General features: G+C 44.0%; 19 protein-coding genes and 1 pseudogene. 5 read left to right on the forward strand and 15 right to left on the reverse strand.

All coding sequences use genetic code 11. The annotated features are described in order from the left end of the window. Positions 1–5: 5 nt before the first annotated feature. The 10 genes from kdsB to ACTL4S_RS14365 all read right to left on the reverse strand — a co-directional run bounded on the left by kdsB (position 6) and on the right by ACTL4S_RS14365 (position 8,732). Complete coding sequence (gene kdsB, locus ACTL4S_RS14320; RefSeq protein ID WP_138742527.1) at positions 6–767, reverse strand: 3-deoxy-manno-octulosonate cytidylyltransferase; 762 nt, start codon at positions 765–767, stop codon at positions 6–8. A 12-nt stretch (positions 768–779) separates the two neighbouring features. Further along, positions 780–1,784 carry a tetraacyldisaccharide 4'-kinase gene (gene lpxK / locus ACTL4S_RS14325; protein ID WP_004645471.1) on the reverse strand — a complete coding sequence of 335 codons (1,005 nt, stop codon included), beginning with the start codon at positions 1,782–1,784 and terminating at the stop codon, positions 780–782. Between the two features lie 3 nt (positions 1,785–1,787). Further along, positions 1,788–3,515, reverse strand: coding sequence for a lipid A export permease/ATP-binding protein MsbA (gene msbA, locus ACTL4S_RS14330; RefSeq protein WP_114541075.1), 1,728 nt, complete (start codon positions 3,513–3,515; stop codon positions 1,788–1,790). Continuing rightward, positions 3,515–3,937 carry an ExbD/TolR family protein gene (locus ACTL4S_RS14335; RefSeq protein ID WP_004278885.1) on the reverse strand — a complete coding sequence of 141 codons (423 nt, stop codon included), beginning with the start codon at positions 3,935–3,937 and terminating at the stop codon, positions 3,515–3,517. Before ACTL4S_RS14335 ends, msbA begins: the two co-directional genes overlap by 1 nt. 10 nt (positions 3,938–3,947) lie before the next feature. Next, positions 3,948–4,586 (reverse strand): MotA/TolQ/ExbB proton channel family protein, encoded by a 639-nt coding sequence (locus tag ACTL4S_RS14340; RefSeq protein ID WP_004645474.1) that lies wholly within the window; start codon positions 4,584–4,586, stop codon positions 3,948–3,950. A gap of 32 nt (positions 4,587–4,618) precedes the next feature. Further along, entirely contained in the window at positions 4,619–5,506 is an 888-nt protein-coding gene (locus ACTL4S_RS14345; protein ID WP_004731487.1) for a ParB/RepB/Spo0J family partition protein, read from the reverse strand. Then, a complete protein-coding gene (locus tag ACTL4S_RS14350; protein WP_004278889.1) occupies positions 5,503–6,285 on the reverse strand; it encodes a ParA family protein in 783 nt (260 codons plus the stop codon). The genes ACTL4S_RS14345 and ACTL4S_RS14350 overlap by 4 nt, the downstream gene beginning before the upstream one ends. Positions 6,286–6,310: 25 nt before the next feature. Further along, positions 6,311–6,943 carry a 16S rRNA (guanine(527)-N(7))-methyltransferase RsmG gene (gene rsmG, locus ACTL4S_RS14355; protein ID WP_004278890.1) on the reverse strand — a complete coding sequence of 211 codons (633 nt, stop codon included), beginning with the start codon at positions 6,941–6,943 and terminating at the stop codon, positions 6,311–6,313. Positions 6,944–7,028: 85 nt separating this feature from the next. Beyond that, positions 7,029–7,718 (reverse strand): N-acetylmuramate alpha-1-phosphate uridylyltransferase MurU, encoded by a 690-nt coding sequence (gene murU, locus ACTL4S_RS14360; protein ID WP_312584444.1) that lies wholly within the window; start codon positions 7,716–7,718, stop codon positions 7,029–7,031. Further along, entirely contained in the window at positions 7,719–8,732 is a 1,014-nt protein-coding gene (locus ACTL4S_RS14365; RefSeq protein WP_180086918.1) for an aminoglycoside phosphotransferase family protein, read from the reverse strand. It abuts the gene before it with no gap. Between the two features lie 121 nt (positions 8,733–8,853). On the opposite strand from ACTL4S_RS14365, the gene ACTL4S_RS14370 reads away from it, so the two are divergent. Both ACTL4S_RS14370 and ACTL4S_RS14375 read left to right on the forward strand, forming a co-directional pair. Then, positions 8,854–11,307 (forward strand): LPS-assembly protein LptD, encoded by a 2,454-nt coding sequence (locus ACTL4S_RS14370; protein WP_441299568.1) that lies wholly within the window; start codon positions 8,854–8,856, stop codon positions 11,305–11,307. Next, the gene (locus ACTL4S_RS14375) at positions 11,307–12,614 is read left to right on the forward strand and encodes a peptidylprolyl isomerase (protein ID WP_441299569.1); all 1,308 of its coding nucleotides are present in this window, start codon (positions 11,307–11,309) and stop codon (positions 12,612–12,614) included. The genes ACTL4S_RS14370 and ACTL4S_RS14375 overlap by 1 nt, the downstream gene beginning before the upstream one ends. A gap of 119 nt (positions 12,615–12,733) precedes the next feature. Here ACTL4S_RS14375 and hfq read toward each other — a convergent pair whose 3' ends face one another. The 4 genes from hfq to tsaE all read right to left on the reverse strand — a co-directional run bounded on the left by hfq (position 12,734) and on the right by tsaE (position 16,738). Further along, entirely contained in the window at positions 12,734–13,258 is a 525-nt protein-coding gene (hfq, locus tag ACTL4S_RS14380) for an RNA chaperone Hfq (protein ID WP_441299570.1), read from the reverse strand. 92 nt (positions 13,259–13,350) lie between these two features. After that, positions 13,351–14,295, reverse strand: coding sequence for a tRNA (adenosine(37)-N6)-dimethylallyltransferase MiaA (gene miaA / locus ACTL4S_RS14385; protein WP_441299571.1), 945 nt, complete (start codon positions 14,293–14,295; stop codon positions 13,351–13,353). Between the two features lie 6 nt (positions 14,296–14,301). Beyond that, positions 14,302–16,269 carry a DNA mismatch repair endonuclease MutL gene (mutL, locus tag ACTL4S_RS14390; RefSeq protein ID WP_441299572.1) on the reverse strand — a complete coding sequence of 656 codons (1,968 nt, stop codon included), beginning with the start codon at positions 16,267–16,269 and terminating at the stop codon, positions 14,302–14,304. Beyond that, positions 16,259–16,738: a tRNA (adenosine(37)-N6)-threonylcarbamoyltransferase complex ATPase subunit type 1 TsaE gene (gene tsaE / locus ACTL4S_RS14395; RefSeq protein ID WP_243474577.1), complete on the reverse strand. Its 480-nt coding sequence runs from the start codon at positions 16,736–16,738 to the stop codon at positions 16,259–16,261. The genes mutL and tsaE overlap by 11 nt, the downstream gene beginning before the upstream one ends. 126 nt (positions 16,739–16,864) lie before the next feature. On the opposite strand from tsaE, the gene ACTL4S_RS14400 reads away from it, so the two are divergent. The 3 genes from ACTL4S_RS14400 (at position 16,865) to ACTL4S_RS14410 (ending at position 18,775) form a co-directional block, all read left to right on the forward strand. Further along, positions 16,865–17,773: a pseudouridine synthase gene (locus ACTL4S_RS14400; RefSeq protein WP_441299573.1), complete on the forward strand. Its 909-nt coding sequence runs from the start codon at positions 16,865–16,867 to the stop codon at positions 17,771–17,773. A 114-nt stretch (positions 17,774–17,887) separates the two neighbouring features. Beyond that, entirely contained in the window at positions 17,888–18,235 is a 348-nt protein-coding gene (locus ACTL4S_RS14405) for a type II toxin-antitoxin system RelB/DinJ family antitoxin (RefSeq protein WP_114542513.1), read from the forward strand. Positions 18,236–18,331: 96 nt separating this feature from the next. Continuing rightward, the gene (locus ACTL4S_RS14410) at positions 18,332–18,775 is read left to right on the forward strand and encodes a GNAT family N-acetyltransferase (RefSeq protein WP_004278907.1); all 444 of its coding nucleotides are present in this window, start codon (positions 18,332–18,334) and stop codon (positions 18,773–18,775) included. Positions 18,776–18,804: 29 nt separating this feature from the next. On the opposite strand, the pseudogene ACTL4S_RS14415 reads toward ACTL4S_RS14410, so the two are convergent. Further along, positions 18,805–18,897, reverse strand: a pseudogene (locus ACTL4S_RS14415) (IS5/IS1182 family transposase); the annotation flags it as partial.

Genomic DNA, 18,897 nt, shown 5'->3' on the forward strand with positions numbered 1-18,897 from the left:
TCTTCTTAGGCAAAATGGGAAAGATCCATCTGATTCAGGCGATCCAGATCTTCCTGAGTATCTACCCCTGGCGGCAAATTGGCTTCAGCCACCGCAATGGCAATACGGTGTCCATTTTCCAGTACCCGTAACTGTTCTAGAGATTCCAGTTTCTCCAGCACACCCATTTCCCAGGTCACATATTCTTGCAACAGTTTTACCCGATAGGCATATAGACCTAAATGACGATAGGCCTGATCATGCAGCTTCGGTTCAGCGAGTTTCGCGCCATCACGGTCATAAGGAATGGTAGCACGGCTAAAATACAGTGCCTGCTGCTGTTTTGACATTACGACTTTTACAATGCTGTCGCGTTTGAATTCATCCAGTTGATGGATCGGCTCACATAGCGTCGACATGGAAGATTCAGGCTGATCTTCCAAGAGTTGAGCAACCTGTTTTACCAGTTGCGCCGGCAGTAAAGGTTCATCCCCCTGTACATTGACAATGATGTCATCACTGGCCCAGCCTTTAGTTCGAGCCACTTCACTCAAGCGGTCTGTGCCTGAAGGATGATCCGCTGAAGTAATCACCACATCAATGCCTTCAGCACGGCAAACGGCTGCAATACGCTCATCATCAGTTGCCACACACAGATCGTCAAAACCTTGCACTTTTTTGGCTTGGTCCACTACCCGCAGAATCATGGGACGACCATGAATGTCCAGCAAAGGTTTACCCGGTAAACGTGAACTGGCGAAACGTGCAGGAATAACAATGTGTTTCATAATGAATGAGCCTTAAGAAATTTGAATACCGTATTGTTGTAACTGTTGCTGCAAGACTGTATAGCAGGCTGGCGATAGGACTGCATCGACTGGCACCACCCAGATATCCTGTTTAAAATCTGGATATTGTTTAAGTAGCGCCATAATTTTTATTGCGTCTTTTTCAGTGGTAATAATCGGATTGTTATCATCGAACTGTAAATCTTCAATGTCATAGTCATGATGGTCTGGAAACTCATGACACTGAAATTGTTCTATGCCTAAATTTTGCAAGGTCTGATAAAACCGCTGTGGAAAGCCAATGCCGACTACCGCATAAAAAGCCGCTTGAGGATCAAAGATTTTATTGTTGTCCTGATTAAGCAAATAAGGCTGTGATGCAGCCAGATGCATATGCAGTTCAGAGCTTGGGTTAGCCGAATGCTCAATTACGGTTCCCGTTTTCAAACGGGTCACTGGTTCACGTAGATAACCTTCTGGAAGCAGTTTCTGATTACCCAGACCGCGATTATTATCCAGCACAATCCACTCAATCTGGCGATTCAAGGCCCAATGCTGCAGGCCATCATCACAGATAATCAGATCCAGTTCATGTTTGTGCAGCAATAACTCGATACTTTTCTGCCGGTTGGGACCAACTGCCATCGGCACGCCTGTTGCCTGTACAATCAAGGCAGGCTCATCTCCGACAATCTCCGGCAAGGTATTAAAGTCGACATAGGCAGGAAATGGACCTTGGCCGCCATAGCCTCGACTGATCACGCCTACCCGAACATTTTTCTCGGTTAAATAATCCACCAGATGAATCAACAAAGGTGTTTTACCGCTACCACCGACTGTGATGTTACCAATTACCATAACGGGAATTGGTGCACTATAACTTTTTTTAATGCCTTTTTGATAAAGCCAGTGATTGCTGACAAAACCCAGGCGATACAACCATGACAAAGGACGCAGCACCACCAGCCACTTTGCCTGTGCATTCCAAGCATCCTGAATGATTTGTGCCAGTGCCATAAGTTACTGTTCCTCAAAGTTACGCTGATGCAACTGATAATAAGCACCATGTAGCGCAATCAGTTCGGCATGACTGCCCTGCTCAACAATACGGCCCTGATCCATCACAACAATACGATCCGCGTTTTCAATCGTCGATAGACGATGTGCAATTACGATGGTGGTACGGTCCTGCATGGCTTTATCAAAGGCACGCTGAATAAAGTATTCCGACTCGTTATCCAGCGCACTGGTCGCTTCATCCAGAATCAGAATAGAGGCATTTTTCAAAATTGCTCGCGCGATGGCGATGCGCTGACGCTGGCCACCAGACAGGTTTAAACCCTGAGCACCCAGCTGAGTATTATAACCTTGCGGTAGTGCCATAATAAAATCATGCGCATAGGCTGCCTTTGCTGCCGCGATAATATCTTCATCGGAAGCACCTTCGAGCTGACCATAAGCAATATTTTCCCGCACGGTACGATTAAACAGTACTACTTGCTGGTTCACCATAGCAATCTGGGTTCGCAAGGCGGTAATTTCAAAATCTTCAATCGGTTTCTGATCCAGCAAGATCTGCCCAGAAGTTGCATCCTGATAACGCACCAGCAGATTCACCAGAGAACTTTTTCCTGCACCAGAACGTCCTACCAGCGCTACTGTTTCACCGGCCTTGACCTGCAAATTAAAGTCATGAATAGCACGATGGCCATCATCATAAATCAAGTTGACATCTTTAAACTCGATATCGCCTTTCAGGCTATCCGTTAAAGTCCCGGTATTTTTTTCTTCAGGCATATCCAGCAATTCAAATACCGAATGAGCCGCAGCCATACCACGTTGAATTTTTTCATTGATATCCGTCAAGGCTTTGATCGGTCTTGCCAGCATACCCGCCGCAGTAATATAAGCGACAAATTCACCCGCAGAGGTATCACCCAGAATTTGCGGACGCAAGGCAATAAACATCACAATACTCAGTGAAATCGACATGATCAGCTGAACCACAGGACTATTCAACTGTTGTACAGCGACCATTTTCAAGCCACGACGCAAGTTTTCCAGCGAGTTCTGTTTAAAGCGTTCCTGCTCATAACTTTGCCCTCCAAAACCCTTGACGATCAGGTTGGCATTCACCGTTTCCTGCACCACATGGTTTACATCACCCATGGTGTCTTGCACTTGCTGCGATAATTTACGCATCCGTCTTGCAGCTTTACTGATAATAAAGCCAATGACGGGTGCAAAAATCAGGATACACATGGTCAGACGCCAGTTGGTATACAACAGGTAGCCTAATAATGCCAGAGTGATCAAACCTTGTTGCAACAAGGTTCTTAAAGCTTCAGTTGAAGCAGCGGTTAGCTGTTCAACGTTATACATGATTTTGGCAGTAATATGCCCGCTGGTATTATCCAGATAATACTGGGACGGTAAACGCAGCAATTTTGCAAAAACTTCCTGACGGATGTTGAATACCAGATTCCGGGAAATTACCGCAGTAAAATATCCACCCATGAACAAACCCAGGCCCCGGAAGAACATGAGTATGACCACTAAAAACGGGAAAAGTGATGTGAAACTCTGGTCTTTATTTTGAATCGCCTCAATAATATATTCCAGTAATTTAGCGACAGAGACTTCCGTAGCGGCATTAATAGAAAAACCCAGCAGGACAAGCAATGCAATGCCCCAAAACGGTTTTAAATAACTTAAAAGGCGAAGATAGACCTTAAAATCGTGCTTCACTAATAACCTCGGGTGGGTACTTTGGTACTGATATTAATATTTACAAATCCGAGCTGCCCGGCCACGTCCATGACACGAATCACGTCCTGATGGCTGGCTTTTGCGTCAGCTGCAATGACAAACATTAAATCACGGCGTTCATTAGAAATCTGTTTAATTGCAGTATTTAAATCCGCGACTTCCTTACTGGCCAAGGATTGACCATTGACTGCGTAATGACCATTGGCATCCACAATCACTTCGACTTTTTGATCATAGCTTTTAGGCGGTACACCCTGCGCATCAGGCAAGGTCAGATTCATTCGGCTCATTTGGCTAAAAGTCGTCGATAACAGCAAAAAGACCAGAATAAACAGCAGACAATCAATCATCGGTGTCAGATTAATATGTACATCTTCCACCTGGTTGCGTTTGAATTTCATCATCCGCCTCCTAGCTGGCTTTTTGCATGTCTTGGTCTATGTCTGCATGATTGCGATAAAAAAGATCCGCATGAAACAAAGTCGCTTGCTGTTCAAGTTCAGCCACATATTCCTGAACCAGACGCTGAAAATAACGGTGCGCAAACAGTGCAGGAATTGCAATCAACATACCGGCTGCCGTGGTAATTAAAGCCTTGGAAATACCCGGCATCATCAATACCGGATCACTCCCGGTACCTACATCGATCATCAGGAAAGATTCAATAATCCCAAGTACAGTTCCCAATAAACCGAGTAAAGGCGCAACTGCACTCAAAGTTCCCAGAAAATTAATGTTTTTTTCCAGATAACCAATTTCCTGTGATGCCACCACTTCCATCTGTGCGCGAGCATACTGCTCACCTTGCTGCTTGCTGGCATAGCCTGCAGTAAATACCCGACCCAAAGTGCTTTGCTTTAAGGCCGCACTTTGATTCATTTTTTGCATGACTTGTGCTGTATTTTGCGAAGGCCCCATCAACAGTGTCAACGGAAGTACTGCATTCTTTTTCAGGCGAATCAGACGCTCGATCGAAATCGCCAGCATAAAGATAGAACACAAGACCAGGGGCAGCATAAGCCAGCCACCTGCTTTAACCAATTCCCACATCTAATTTATTCCCCAATAAAAAAATATATAAATTATTCATCTTCTAAAATAGAAAGAATGCCATCCAGCTCTTCTAAAGAGTGATAGCTAATAACCAGTTTCCCTTTACCTTGCTTGTTATAGTCAATTTTAACATCTGCACTGAAACGCTCTGAAAGGCGCTGAGTCAATTGCTGAATATCCGGTGCTACAGCTTCTTTTACTTTTTCTTGTTTAGGTGTATTGAAATCACGGACTAACTGCTCGGTTTGACGAACAGACAGACTTTTTTCAATTACGATATCTGCAACTTTGAGCTGATCTTTAGCTTTTAAGGTTAAGATCGCACGTGCATGCCCCATATCCAGCAAACCCTGCTGCATAAAGTCTTTCACTTCTTCTGCCAGGCTAAGCAGGCGAAGTAGGTTACTCACTGTCGTACGCGCTTTACCCACGGTATCTGCAATTTCCTGATGGCTTAAGCCAAATTCTTCATGGAAACGTTGCAGAGCCATCGCCTGATCAATCGGATTCAGATCCTGACGCTGGATGTTTTCAATCAAGGCCAGTGCAATCGCAACCTGATCATTCAGATCACGTACAATCGCAGGAACCTCGGTCAAACCCGCCAGCTGTGCAGCACGCCATCGACGTTCACCCGCAATAATCTCGTATGGATAGCGTTCATCGTCAACCGGACGGATCACGATGGGCTGCATGATGCCATGCTTTTCAATCGATGCCGCCAGTTCCTGCAAATCCTGCTCGTTAATATAACGGCGCGGCTGATATTCACCGCGCTTGAGCAAGTTCACATCGATCTGTTTTAGCTGACCATGGTCAAGACCTTGAGCTTCGAGTTGTAATTTTTCTTTTTGAATTGAGCCTAGCAAGGCATCCAAGCCACGACCTTTGGCGAGTCCACGTTTCTTGACGGTCATGCTTTACTTCCTTTTTTCACTTTGCTTTTCTTTAATACTTCAGCTGCCAGATTTAAGTAAGCAACTGCACCCTTTGAGCTTTTTTCAAAATAAATCACCGGCAAACCGTGTGCTGGCGCTTCAGCCAGACGAATATTTCGTGGAATTACGGTTTCATACAGTTTTTTACCGAAATATTGTTCTAATTCTTCAGAGACATCACGGGTTAAGGCATTACGTGCATCGTACATGGTGCGTAATACACCGACAATTTGCAGGTCCGGATTCAATGCTTGCTGAATCCGATCGATGGTTTGGGTTAAATCCGCCAGACCTTCCAGTGCATAATATTCACACTGCATTGGAATCAGCACACCATCCACGGCTGCCAAAGCATTGACAGTAATCAGGCTAAGACTCGGTGCACAATCAACAATAATATAATCAAATGAGGATTCAATTTCCTGCAATGCATCCCGTAAAATGAACTCGCGCCCTTCCTGCTCTGCAATCGCCAACTCAACCCCAGCCAGATCACGGTTTGCCCCAAGTACCTTGTAACCGACTTCCGCCTTAGATATCGCCGTTTCAATCGGCACTTCACCCAGCAACACATCGGTAACCGAATACAGCAGGTCATTCTTCTGAATGCCAGACCCCATGGTCGCATTACCTTGCGAATCCATATCGACCAGCAAAACACGTTTTTTTAACACAGCTAAAGATGCCGCCAAATTTACTGCGGTTGTGGTTTTACCTACACCACCTTTTTGGTTTGCAATCGCAATAATTTGTGCCATGTTGCCCCCAATCCCTTTAAAAATCTTAAATACGTTTTAATAGAAGTAAATGACGCTGTTCGTCTAAGCGCGGAACTTTAAGTTCAATAATCTCACAACTAAATTCATTTTTTAAAGTAGCAACTTCATCTTCAGGAATTAAGCCTTTCATTGAGGCAATAATCGTTTGTTCGTGCATATATGGCTTAGAAGCATCGACAAAGTCTGTTAATGATGCAAAGGCACGACTGGTAATCACATCAAATTGACCCAGCTCATTGATGCTGTCTTCGTTTTCTACACGCGTTTGCACGGCAATAACATTTTTAAGTTTTAAGTCAGCAATAAACTGCTTGAGGAAACGAATTTTTTTACCGTTAGAATCCAGTAATACACATTCACGCTCAGGCTGACATAAAGCAATGATCATGCCCGGCATACCGCCACCTGTACCGATATCCAGCAGTCTGCCTACAGGCAAGTCCTTTAAAATACTTAAACTGTCGAGCAGATGCTTGACCAGCATTTCTTTAGGATCACGGATTGCAGTCAAATTGTATGCTTTGTTCCACAACACCAAAGCATCCTGATACTTGAGTAATAAATTTAAAGCTTCATCAGATAGCTCTAAACCCAAAGCCTGGCTACCCTGCTTTAGTTCTTGAAAAAACATGTGCATAAACAATCTACGCTCGAAAAAGTTAGGTGGAAGTATACCGTTTTCTCTATATTGGCACAGTAGGCAGTGCTTAGCGAATATTCACTTAAGCAAACTTCCCTTCATGGATCGCTGTATCCAGTGCCGTTAAACGCTCCGGGGTTCCCACATCAACCCAAATGCCTACCAATTTAGAAGCGGCAACCTGCTGATTCTGCATTGCCGCTTTTAGCAATGGCGCTAAAGGACGCTTGCCAGTCTCTAAGCCTTGGAACATCTTCGGATCAAGTACGGATACACCACTAAAAGTCAGGTTCTCACCTCCGACTTGCTGATCAAAGGTATAAGCTTTACCTTCTGCAAGCGTGAAATCACCCTCTGGGTGTTGTTCAGGGTTCTGCACAAGTACGAGATGCGCCAAATTATCCTTTAGATCAATATCCAGTAAAGGTGCAAAATCCATCGTGGTCCAGACATCACCATTTAACAGAATAAAAGGTTCATCACCGAGTAGCGGCAAGGCATTAATGATTCCACCAGCGGTTTCCAGACCTTCACCCTCATGTGACCAAAGGATGTTAATGCCAAATCGTGAACCATCGCCCAAAGCTTCTGCGAGTTTTTCACCGAGCCAAGCCGTATTGATGACAATTTCAGTAACACCGATCGCAGCCAGTTTCTCTATATGCCAGACAATTAAGGGCTTGCCCCCAACTTCCAGCAAAGGCTTTGGCGTATGCAGCGTTAGCGGCCGCATACGATTACCGAGTCCTGCGGCCAAAATCATCGCTTTCATTTAGGCAGCCACCTCATATGACCCATATTTAGCTTCAAAGGCTGGCATGACTCGGTCACGCATAAACTGCATGAATGGCTGAAGTTCAGTATAAGCTTTTGATTCCTCGAGCAGATACCACATCACACGTGGTAAATCTTTGAGATAACCCGACTTGCCATCACGTTCAAATAGGCGCACAAAAATACCGAGGATCTTGATATGACGCTGAATCGCCATCATGTCGGCATCTTTTTTAAACTGTTCAAAGTCACGGCCTTCTTTAGCAGATGTTGGCAATAACTCATAGAAATTTTTGAACCAGCGATACACACGGTCGGCATTCCACTGCACATAGGCATCGCGGGTAATCGAGATCAAGTCATAAGTATCTGCACCAATCACAGCATCCTGAAAATCAATCACACCGAGTTCGGTTTCATTGTCGATTTTCATCAAGTTACGACTATGGAAATCCCGATGCACGATCACCTGTGGCTGTGCCAATGCGGCATTCGCCAAAATCGCAAAAGTGCGTTTGATCAAGGCGCTTTCTGATTCAGTCAGTTGAACCTTTAACGCTGGCAGCATCCAGTCAGTCAGCAATTCCATTTCTGAGATCAGTTTTTCATAAGAATATGCTGGGAAATGCCCTTCTTCAGCAATCGATTGCAGCTGAATGAGCTGTTTAAAACTTTGTTCATAATAGGCATCTACAGTCTCGTCATTCAGCAGATTCGACAGCAATACATCACCAAAGTCTTCGAGCAGTAAAAAGCCATTTTCCAAGTCTTTTGCCACGATATGCGGAACACGCACGCCATGTGCATCAAAAAACTCATCTATCGTCACAAAAGGCACACAATCTTCTTTTTCTGGTGGTGCATCCATCAGCATAAATGTTTTATTATTCAGTTTGATTCGTGCATAACGACGGAAGCTGGCATCACCTGCTAAAAAATGAGTTTCAAATTGATCTGAACCGAGTACAGAGGCAATCCAAGATTGTATCAATTGTTCGCGTTGTGTATTCATTTGCAATTAATTCTAATACAGGCTGAGTTTTTAAAGTGCTAAGTGTAGCTACTTATCAACTTTTTCTCTATGATGCGACAATAATTAATTGCGATAAAAGCATGATTGGTTAATGAGACAAATGAAGCATCACTTTAAAATAAATCCTCTAGCGACTGCGATCTTAACCCTTTTATGTGGCAGCTCAGCCTCCGGCTATGCTGCATCAAATGTCTCGTCCGATGTAAATGCAGAACAACTCAAACAGCGCATAAATGAGACCTATCCAGGTGAAGCATTCTTTTCGCAATACTATGTCGACAAATCCTCAGCTGAAGCACAGCAGCGGCAGGAAAAATACTTAAGTTCGGCTTATTGTGAAGGCACCTGGGTGACCCCGATTGCCCCAGATGCAGCAACCGTTGCGCCAGATCAGGCTACATCCACCATTACTGCAGATTATGGACACTACAATCCAGCAGGTGACTCTTATTTAGAAGGCAATGTCATCATTGACCAGCAAGGTCGCCAGATTCGTGCTGAACGCGTAACCATTGATCAAACCCAGACCTATGCCAAAGCAGAAGGTCGGGTACAACTTGCTCAGGGTGGCCTGCTCTCACAAAGTGATGATATTAATTATAATTTAAAGACCCAAGAAGGCGACCTAAATAACAGCTTCTATATTGCCGAGCAGCAACATGCGCATGGTCGGGCAGAAAAGATCGCCAGAACCTCGACCGAGACGGTAGAACTGGAAAATGCGAGCTATACCACCTGTCCACCTGAGCAAAAACCAACTTGGAAAATCCAGGCAGAAAAGATCAAGCTGAACCAGGAAACTGGACGTGGTGAAACCCGCAATACCAAGCTATATGTTAAAGATGTTCCGGTCTTGGCAGTTCCCTATTTCAACTTCCCGATTGATGACCGCCGCACTACCGGTATTCTGACGCCGACATTTGGCTTTACCAATGATGGTGGTCTGGAACTGGGTGTTCCGGTTTACCTGAATTTAGCGCCGCAATATGATGCGACGATTACGCCGCGTTATATTGGCGATCGTGGTACGATGTTAGACGGTGAGTTTCGCTATCTGACTGAAAATTATGGTGAAGGCCGTATTTGGGGAGGTTATTTACCTTCCGATGAAAGCTATAGCGATGAAGACCGTAAAAGCCTGCATTTCTTACATAACTGGCAGATCAATAATCAACTATCAACCAACCTTGAATATAACTACGCTTCAGACAAAGATTACTTTGCCGATCTGGATAATAACCCGAACTCTAAAACTGACCTGAACTTACGCCGTGCCTGGGAAGTCAATTATAAAAATGGTATTCCTGGCTTAAAGGCACAATTCAAAGTCGAAGATTTCCAGACCCTAGATCCAACCGTACTGGATGAAGATCGTCCTTATGCACGTCTGCCGCAGCTTTTAGTCAATTACAAAACTGGCAATCCATTGGGATTACAGCTTGAGTTTAATAACGACACAGCATATTTCCAGAAGGATCTGAGAAATTTCGCTGATACTGATCCAACGGGTGAGAAGGTATATCAACCGAGTGGTACACGGATCTATAATGACTTTTCCGTGCGTTATAATCATTTTACCCCGTGGTCATTCTTCATTCCTCAGGCGACTGTACGCAACATCAATACTTTCTATGATGAAAAAACCCAAAGCCGTAGCGCGTCTAGTGAAAATAATTCAATTGTGGTGCCACAATTCACGCTGGACACCGGCTTAATTTTTGAAAAAGAAGGTACGTATCTACAGACCTTAACGCCTCGTCTGTTCTATGCGTATTCACCTTATGAGAACCAGCAGAATCAGCCAAACTTTGATTCAGTCGTCGCTTCGATTAATTATGATCAACTTTTCAGTGCGCGTCGCTTTTATGGTAATGACCGCCTGGAAGACAATAACTTTGCCTCCTTAGGTCTGAGCTATAGCCTATTTAATGAAGAAGGTCTGGAGCGCCTGCGTGCCAGCGTTGGACAGAGCTTTTTCTTTGAAGATCGCCGTGTAACGTTGGAAAATGATGCAGATGAATTCGACCGTGAAAGTCATACTGGCCCTGTAATTCAACTGACCAGCCAGCTGTCAAATAATGTTCACGTTAATCTGAACTCAAGCTGGATGTCGAATGGATCGAATGCCCAACGAGATTTGCAGGTTTATTATACCGGTGATCAAGGCAATCTTTATAACTTAGGCTATTTTTATCGTAAAGATATTCCGAACCGTCAGGACAACTATGACCAGATCGTGGGTTCATTTATCCAGCCGATTGCCAACAACTGGCGTCTGGTTGGACATGCGCAATTTGACCTGGATAATAGTGTCGCACGGGAATATTTACTTGGCGTGAACTATGAGTCATGCTGTTGGGGAGTTTCTGTTTATGGTCGCTCATATTACAATGACTTAGATGACGTTAATGATTCAAACGTCAAAGCCAAACGCGCTATTATGGCCGAAGTCAGCCTGAAAGGCTTAGGTGGGTTAAGCAGCAAACTTACCTCATTACTAGAAAATCGTATTCTAGGTTTTAACAATATCAATCAAACTTGGACAGAACGTTAATGAAGACAAAACAGTTAAAACAAATTTTTAAAGCAACCGCACTTGCGCTATGCCTTTCATCAGCGATGACGACTTTTGCTGTTGCCCAACCTAAAGATGAAGTTGTAGCTGTAGTCGACAATAGTATTATTCTGCGTAGTGATCTGGCTCAAGGTGTAGCCGAAATTTCACATCAGCTGCAAAAACAGAAAAAGGCAGTTCCACCACAACAATATCTTGAGCAACAAGCTTTAGAGCAACTGATTATTCGTCAGGCACAGCTTGAACAAGTTAAACGTTATAATATTCGTCCAGATGAAAAAGCTTTAAATGAAGCCGTCCTGAAAGTTGCCCGTGATTCTGGTTCACCGAGTCTGGAAGCATTCCAGCAGAAACTGGATGCCATGGCGCCGAATACCTATGCTTCTTTACGCAACCGTATTGCTGAAGATTTAGCACTGAATCGTTTACGTCAACAAATCGTGACTTCACGTATTCAAATTACAGATCAAGATGTTAAAAACTTCCTAAATACCCCGCAAGGTCAAGCTTTGCTTGGCAGTCAGGTCCATGTACTGCATTTACGGGTAAGCGGTGAAAATGCTGAACAAATTGCAACACAGGTAAAGCAAGAATTAAATAGCAGCAATGACATTCAGGCGATCGGCAAAAAGTACAGCACTGGCGGCGTTAAAGTCGAAGCTGCTGATATGGGTGTGAGAAACCTGTCAGAAATTCCAGCAGAACTGGCTGCACGCGTGACTACCCTGCAACCAGGTCAAACTTCTGAACTGATTCCTGTCGCTGATGGTGTACATGTTCTGAAGCTCTTGGAACGTAAAGGTGGCGAACAGAAAGCCCTTGTTCCTCAATATTTAACACGACACATTCTGATTCAACCGTCTGAAGTGGTCAGTCCTGAAAATGCCAAACAAATGATTGATAGTCTGTATAACCGCCTCAAACAAGGTGAAGATTTTACTGTTTTAGCTTCAACGTTCTCCAATGATACTGGCTCGGCTCGTGATGGTGGAAGTCTTGGCTGGGTTAGCCCAGGGGTAATGGTACCTGAATTTGAACAGCAGATGAAAAGCACCCCAGTAGGTCAGTTCAGTAAACCATTTCAATCCCAGTTTGGCTGGCATATTCTGCAAGTGAGTGAAACACGCCAACAAGATATGACACAGGAATATCAGGAACGTATGGCTCGCCAATTGCTCGGTGAACGTCAATTTGATGCCGAATTAGATAGCTGGTTACGTGAAACGCGCAATAATGCTTATGTAGAAATCAAAGATCTTCAACTGGATCCTAAACGTAACCGTTAAGCCTTACCATAATCCTAAAAAGCCAACGACATCTCGTTGGCTTTTTATTTAAAAAACTTAAAACGTACAGATATAAAAAAACCTCTCATATAGAGAGGTTTTTTAATTTTCAAACTCGATTAACGATTGTTTTCATCGTCTGAAGAGTCTTCAAATTTAGTGTCGTTGTCAAAACCAGTGCCTTGACCACCAAAGCCAGCACCTTGACCACCGAAGCCACCTTGACCACCGAAGCCGGCACCTTGACCACCGAAGCCGCCTTGACCGCCGAAGCCACCTTGACCACCGAAGCCACCTTGACCACCGAAGCCGCCGCCTTGACCGCCAAAACCACCTTGACCACCGAAGCCGCCAGCACCTTGACCGCCACCAAAGCCACCTGCAGCACCTTGACCACCGAAGCCCGCACCTTGTGGACTAGCAGGCGCGCCAGCAGGACGTGGATTACGTGCAGGTACTACAGTTGAAATTGCATGCTTATAAACCATTTGGCTTACTGTATTTTTTAATAAAACCACGTATTGGTCAAAAGATTCGATATGACCTTGTAATTTAATACCGTTTACCAGGAAGATAGATACTGGGATACGTTCCTTACGGAGAGAATTCAAGAATGGATCTTGTAAAGTTTGACCTTTAGACATGTTATAACTCCAAAAAAAATTAAAAATCAGCGCAAAAACTATCTCTATTTTTCAATTAAAAATTATAAAAAAGATAGTCCCTAAATTTTGCTTTATCCGTGACAGTTTCGCAAGTCTTCTTGAGCCTGCTGTAGCGTAAAATATGTTGTAAATTTATGCTTTTCTTGCAAAGACCTTAACCACGTATATTGACGTTTTGCAAGTTGTCGTGTCGCAAATAAAGATTTATCCTCCATTTCCCGTTGCTTTTCCTTGGTTTTATCAGCATTTTTTAAGAATTCTATAGCCTGACGATAACCCACTGAACGCATGGAAGGTAAATTTTCATTAAAATCGTATTTTTCAATTAAATTCACAACTTCATTTAAAAAACCGCTTTTCCACATAATTTCCAGACGTTGTTCAATACGCCCATGTAATTCTAACCGATCTGGCATAAGTGCATAATTATGGAAACTGTAACGATATGGTAAGTTTTTAGGTTGTTCTGCCTGTAGTTTTGTAATCGGCTCACCAGTCAATTTAAAAACTTCCAAGGCTCGAATAATGCGCTGCTTGTCGCTAACCTTGAATTTTTCACCGGCAATCGGATCGACTGCACATAATTCTGCATAAACCGCTTCCCAGCCCTCCTGCTCACCCTTGGCTTCAATCTCTGCCCGGATAGCATAGTCTGCACTTGGTAGGTTATCTGACAAACCTTCAAGCAAGGCCTTAAAATACAGCATGGTGCCACCGACCAGAATCGGGGTTTTACCACGCGCATGAATATCATCAATCAGGCAGCAAGCATCTTCGACAAAGTTGGCTGCAGAATACACTTCAAGTGGACTGATAATATCAATCAGATGATGCGGATAGCGCGCCAGTTCCTCTTTAGAAGGTTTGGCTGTACCAATGTCCATTTCCCGATAAACCAGTGCAGAATCGACCGAAATCAGCTCAAATCCCCCTTGCTCATACAGTTCACATGCCAAAGCGGTTTTACCACTTGCAGTTGGCCCCATTAAATTGATGACCGGCAATTGATTGGACATGTAAAACTACTCTCCTCGACCAAAAAGTTTATCTAGTTGAGCCAATGGAAAGGCGCGCCAAGTCGGGCGGCCATGATTACATTGACTGGCAAATTCGGTTTGTTCCATCTGACGTAATAAAGCATTCATTTCCGACAGGCTTAAAATACGATGCGCTCGCACTGCACCATGACAGGCCATGCCTGCCAGAATCTGGTCACGCTTCTGCAATAGACTTTGTGCCTGATCACCCGGATCTAAATCATTCAATAATTCAGGAATCAAGGCATCAAAATCGGCCTTGTGTAGAATAGCGGGGACGCCGCGCACAATCACCTGCTCATCACCATACTGATCAATTTCCAGACCCAAACGTGCGAGTTGCTCTTTCAGCTCTTCTACCCGCATCGCCTGCATCCGGCTAATGTTTACGACCTTTGGAATCAGTAGTTGCTGTGACGTCCAGAATTCAGGTTTATCCCAGGCTGATTTCATTTGCTGCAAAACAATACGTTCATGCGCCGCATGCATATCCACAATAATCAGACCTTCGGTATTTTGCGCCAGAATATAAATGCCATGTAACTGGGAAATAGCAATGCCCAATGGATGCTCATCCACTTTAGTGTTTACATGTGTCTGAAAAGACTGCTCAGGGCTGAATATTTCGGTTTCCGAACTTTCTCTGAGCGGTGCTAAATAACTTTGCAAGGCATTATTCAGCTGCTGTGAACCAGAATAAGATTTACGGTAATCTTGGGAATAATGCACTGTTTGTGGACCTGAAGATGCAAAATCGGTCAGCACATCTGAAGTTTCATTTTCACTTAAGGCAGATGTCGTTCTCACCACCTGTGGCTGAGAATGCGCAGTCTGATGCAGGCTGAACTGTTCCTGATAACGCGGTTGCGGGGCCGTCAAGCCAGGCTGCTCATCCTGTTTCATTGCCTCGGCTAAATCTGCAGTTGCGGTCTGGAATTGTGCCAACGTTTCTTTGGCATAATGCCGTACGAACTCATGTACTTCTCGTTGATTCAGGAAGCGAATTTCATGCTTGGTCGGATGGACGTTTACATCCACATTTTCTGGATCAACTTCCAAAAACAGTAAATAAGCCGCATGCTGATGTCCATGCAAGATGCCGTCATAGGCCATCCGCAAGGCATGAGAAATGGTTTTGTCTTTGACAATCCGGCCATTCACATAGACATATTGCAGATCTGCCTGTGAACGCGCATCCGAAGGATGACCAAGCCAGCCAGACAAATGCATGTTGATACTGTCTGCATCCATCCAGTAGGCATTTTCAGTAAACTGGCGGCCAAGCAATTGCTGTACCCGCTGAAAACGCAAAGCGCCGCTATCCGCCACGGGTAAATTCAGTTTGATGCTTTCATTATGTTCTAGCACAAAACGGATATCAAAATGCGTCAGTGCCATACGGCGCACAATTTCTTCGATATGACCAAATTCAGTGCCCGGTTTTTTCAGGAATTTACGTCGTGCAGGCACATTAAAAAACAAATCCTGAACCCGAATATGCGTCCCTTTTGAAGCCGCGACCGCTTGAATTTCCTGATGATCAAAAGCCGTGCCATTGACTTCGACCTGATAACCGATGCCCTCGTCACTTTGACTGCTGATCATGGTCAGGCGTGAAACCGCTGCTATCGACGCCAGTGCTTCGCCACGAAAGCCCAGACTGCTAATCGCATACAGCTCATCAGCACTCTGGATTTTGCTGGTGGCATGACGCATCACGGCCAGCGGTAAATCCTCATGATGAATTCCGCGTCCATTGTCGATGATTTCAATTAAAGTACTGCCGCCCTGTTCGACCCGAATGATCAGCTCTGTCGCCCCCGCATCAATCGAGTTTTCCAGTAACTCCTTGACCACAGAAGCCGGACGTTCAATCACCTCACCTGCGGCAATCTGGTTGGCAAGTGCAGGATCAAGGGCACGAATACGGCGCAGACTTAAATCATTCGACATGTGAAAATTGACGCTCCAGAGCCTCTCGTAAAGCAAGATTCGATGAAATCAGGCTTGCAGTACGGGTAAGTTCATCTTCAGATTTTAAAATTTCAATAATCAGGTCAGCTTGCGGAATTTCATCACCACCTTTAGATGGCCATTCAAATAAAAATAGCGCACTCGGTGTTTCCAGGTAATCCCGGATGCCCATCAGTTCCAGTTCATACGGATCATTCAGACGATACAAGTCAAAATGAAAAATATCCTGACCATTAATTTGATAGGGTTCGACCAGTGTATACGTTGGACTTTTCACTGAACCTTGATGACCCAGCTGTTGCAAATAATAACGCGTTAAGGTCGTTTTCCCTGCCCCCAGGTCACCAATCAGATACACGACCCCCGCAGGGAAATTTTCCGCCAGAACCTTGGCCAGTTTCTGGGTATCGTCTTCATGATTTAAAGTGACATTAAATGAATAAGGCATATTACTCACGACATGATGCAAAAGAATAAATATGATAGCATCGCCACGCTTTAAAAGCCTATTCACCTGTGTGAGAAACTGTATTTTTTCACAGCATCTGTTCCTTAAGAGGTTAATCTGCCTGCCATGCAATCAACAGTTGATTTTAACCCGCCTATGCTGAATGGGGTCAGTGCCAGTAAAGTGTTTTTGCCAGCCAGTCCGGATGCGCCTCTGACAGTTTTTGCTTATTTATGCACGCAATTTGCGCATATCGCAGCAGATGAATGGCAATCCCGTTTCAACGAGGGTCTGGTCTACGATGCCCAAGGCAATCAATTAAGCACAGAAAGTCCATTTCAGGCCAATAGCCACTGTTTCTATTATCGCTTTTTGGCACATGAAGTGCATGTTCCTTTTCAACATCAGATTTTATTTGAAAATGAGCATTTCATGGTGGTCGATAAACCGCATTTTTTGACTATGAGCCCGACCGGACAATATGTGCAGGAAACGCTATTGGTTCGGCTTAAAAAGCAGACCGGCAATGAACATTTAACACCCATTCACCGGCTAGATCGTGAAACGGCAGGTGTGGTCCTGATTTCCAAATGCGTGGAATCACGTGGCCTATATCAGCAGATGTTTGCTACACGGCAGGTACAAAAAACCTATCATGCGATTGCGGCCTATCATCCTGATTTAAAATTTCCATTGATCACGCGATTAAGAATGGAAAAGGGACAGCCTTTTTATATCATGCACGTGCTAGACGGAACGCCAAATAGCGAGACGGCGATTGACCTGCTGGAACATAATACAGAATGGGCTAAATATGAGTTGAAACCGCATACTGGCAAACAGCACCAATTACGGGTGCACTTGAATCATCTGGGTATTCCGATCCGTCATGATCCCTTTTATCCACAGGTAGCGCACAAGGCGGAAGATGATTTTTATGCACCTTTAAGTTTATTGGCCAAACATATTCAATTCATCGATCCGATCACGCAGAAAAGCATGAATTTCAGCTCGCAACTTGAATTGACACTGTAAATCGCTTGTCATTACAGATTATTTTCTAAAATCGGTCGCTTTAAGATTGAATTTCAAACGTAATTGATTAGAATAAAGGCGAAAAGTTAAGTAATTTAAAGCTTTAAAAATATTATGAGAAAAACTGAAGTTTATCAAATTCGCTTGGACTCGCAAGAGAAGAAACAAGCCTTTGCGGTATTTAAGCAATTGGGGATTACGCCAGCTCAGGCCGTGCGTCTTTTTTTCAAGCAAGTGGTGATTACCAAATCGATCCCCTTCTCGATTGAAAACCAGAATATCAACCTAGAACAACTGATTCGCCTGCGCAAGCTAAAACAAAATGAAGCGAAAACCGAGCAAAATGCGCTTTCCAGTTCTGCCCTGAATCTGCTGGATGATCAGGATATCCAGTTGGATGATGATCATCTTGATTTATTTGAAGAACTAAATGCCATTTTGGGTGAAAGCGACAAAATTTAACATTGTTGCATTTCCGAACAATTTCTAAAGCCTGCCACTCCCAAACTTCGCTATGCTTGATGCTGATTATCAATAAAAAATTAGCTGGAGTATGCAATGCTCGTACGACGCGCCCAGTCAGCAGACCTGAATCAGCTGGCGGTATTATTTGATGAATATCGACAGTTTTATGGTACGTCTTCCAATCCTGAACTCTCTTACCAATTTTTAAAACAGCGTTTTGAAGATGGGCAGACCGTCATTTTTATCAATACCAAAGATGATACCTTTACCGGCTTTATTATCCTGTATCTGGGTTTTTCTTCGGTGGCCTGCTCGACTTATTATATTCTGGATGATGTTTATATCACGCCGGTTTTTCGGCGTCAGGGCGCAGCCAAACAACTGATTGATACCGCGATTTTATTTGCCAAACATGAACAGGCCTTAAGAATTACCTTGGAAACCCAAAAAAACAATTATCAATCGCATAAATTGTACGAATCTATGGGATTTATCAAGGATGATGAATTTCAGACCTATCACTGTTTCCTAAAATAAGTCCTAATCTTTTTAGGGTCTGTTGACATTTACTGTTCATAATTAACCCTATAAAGGTAGCCATAAAAATATACAGGCTAAAGCAACAGAACTTTGATAATTTCTTTTGAGCTTGTCATATC

Origin of the sequence: Acinetobacter lwoffii (genome assembly GCF_052078135.1) — a bacterium.
GTDB lineage: Bacteria > Pseudomonadota > Gammaproteobacteria > Pseudomonadales > Moraxellaceae > Acinetobacter > Acinetobacter lwoffii_Z.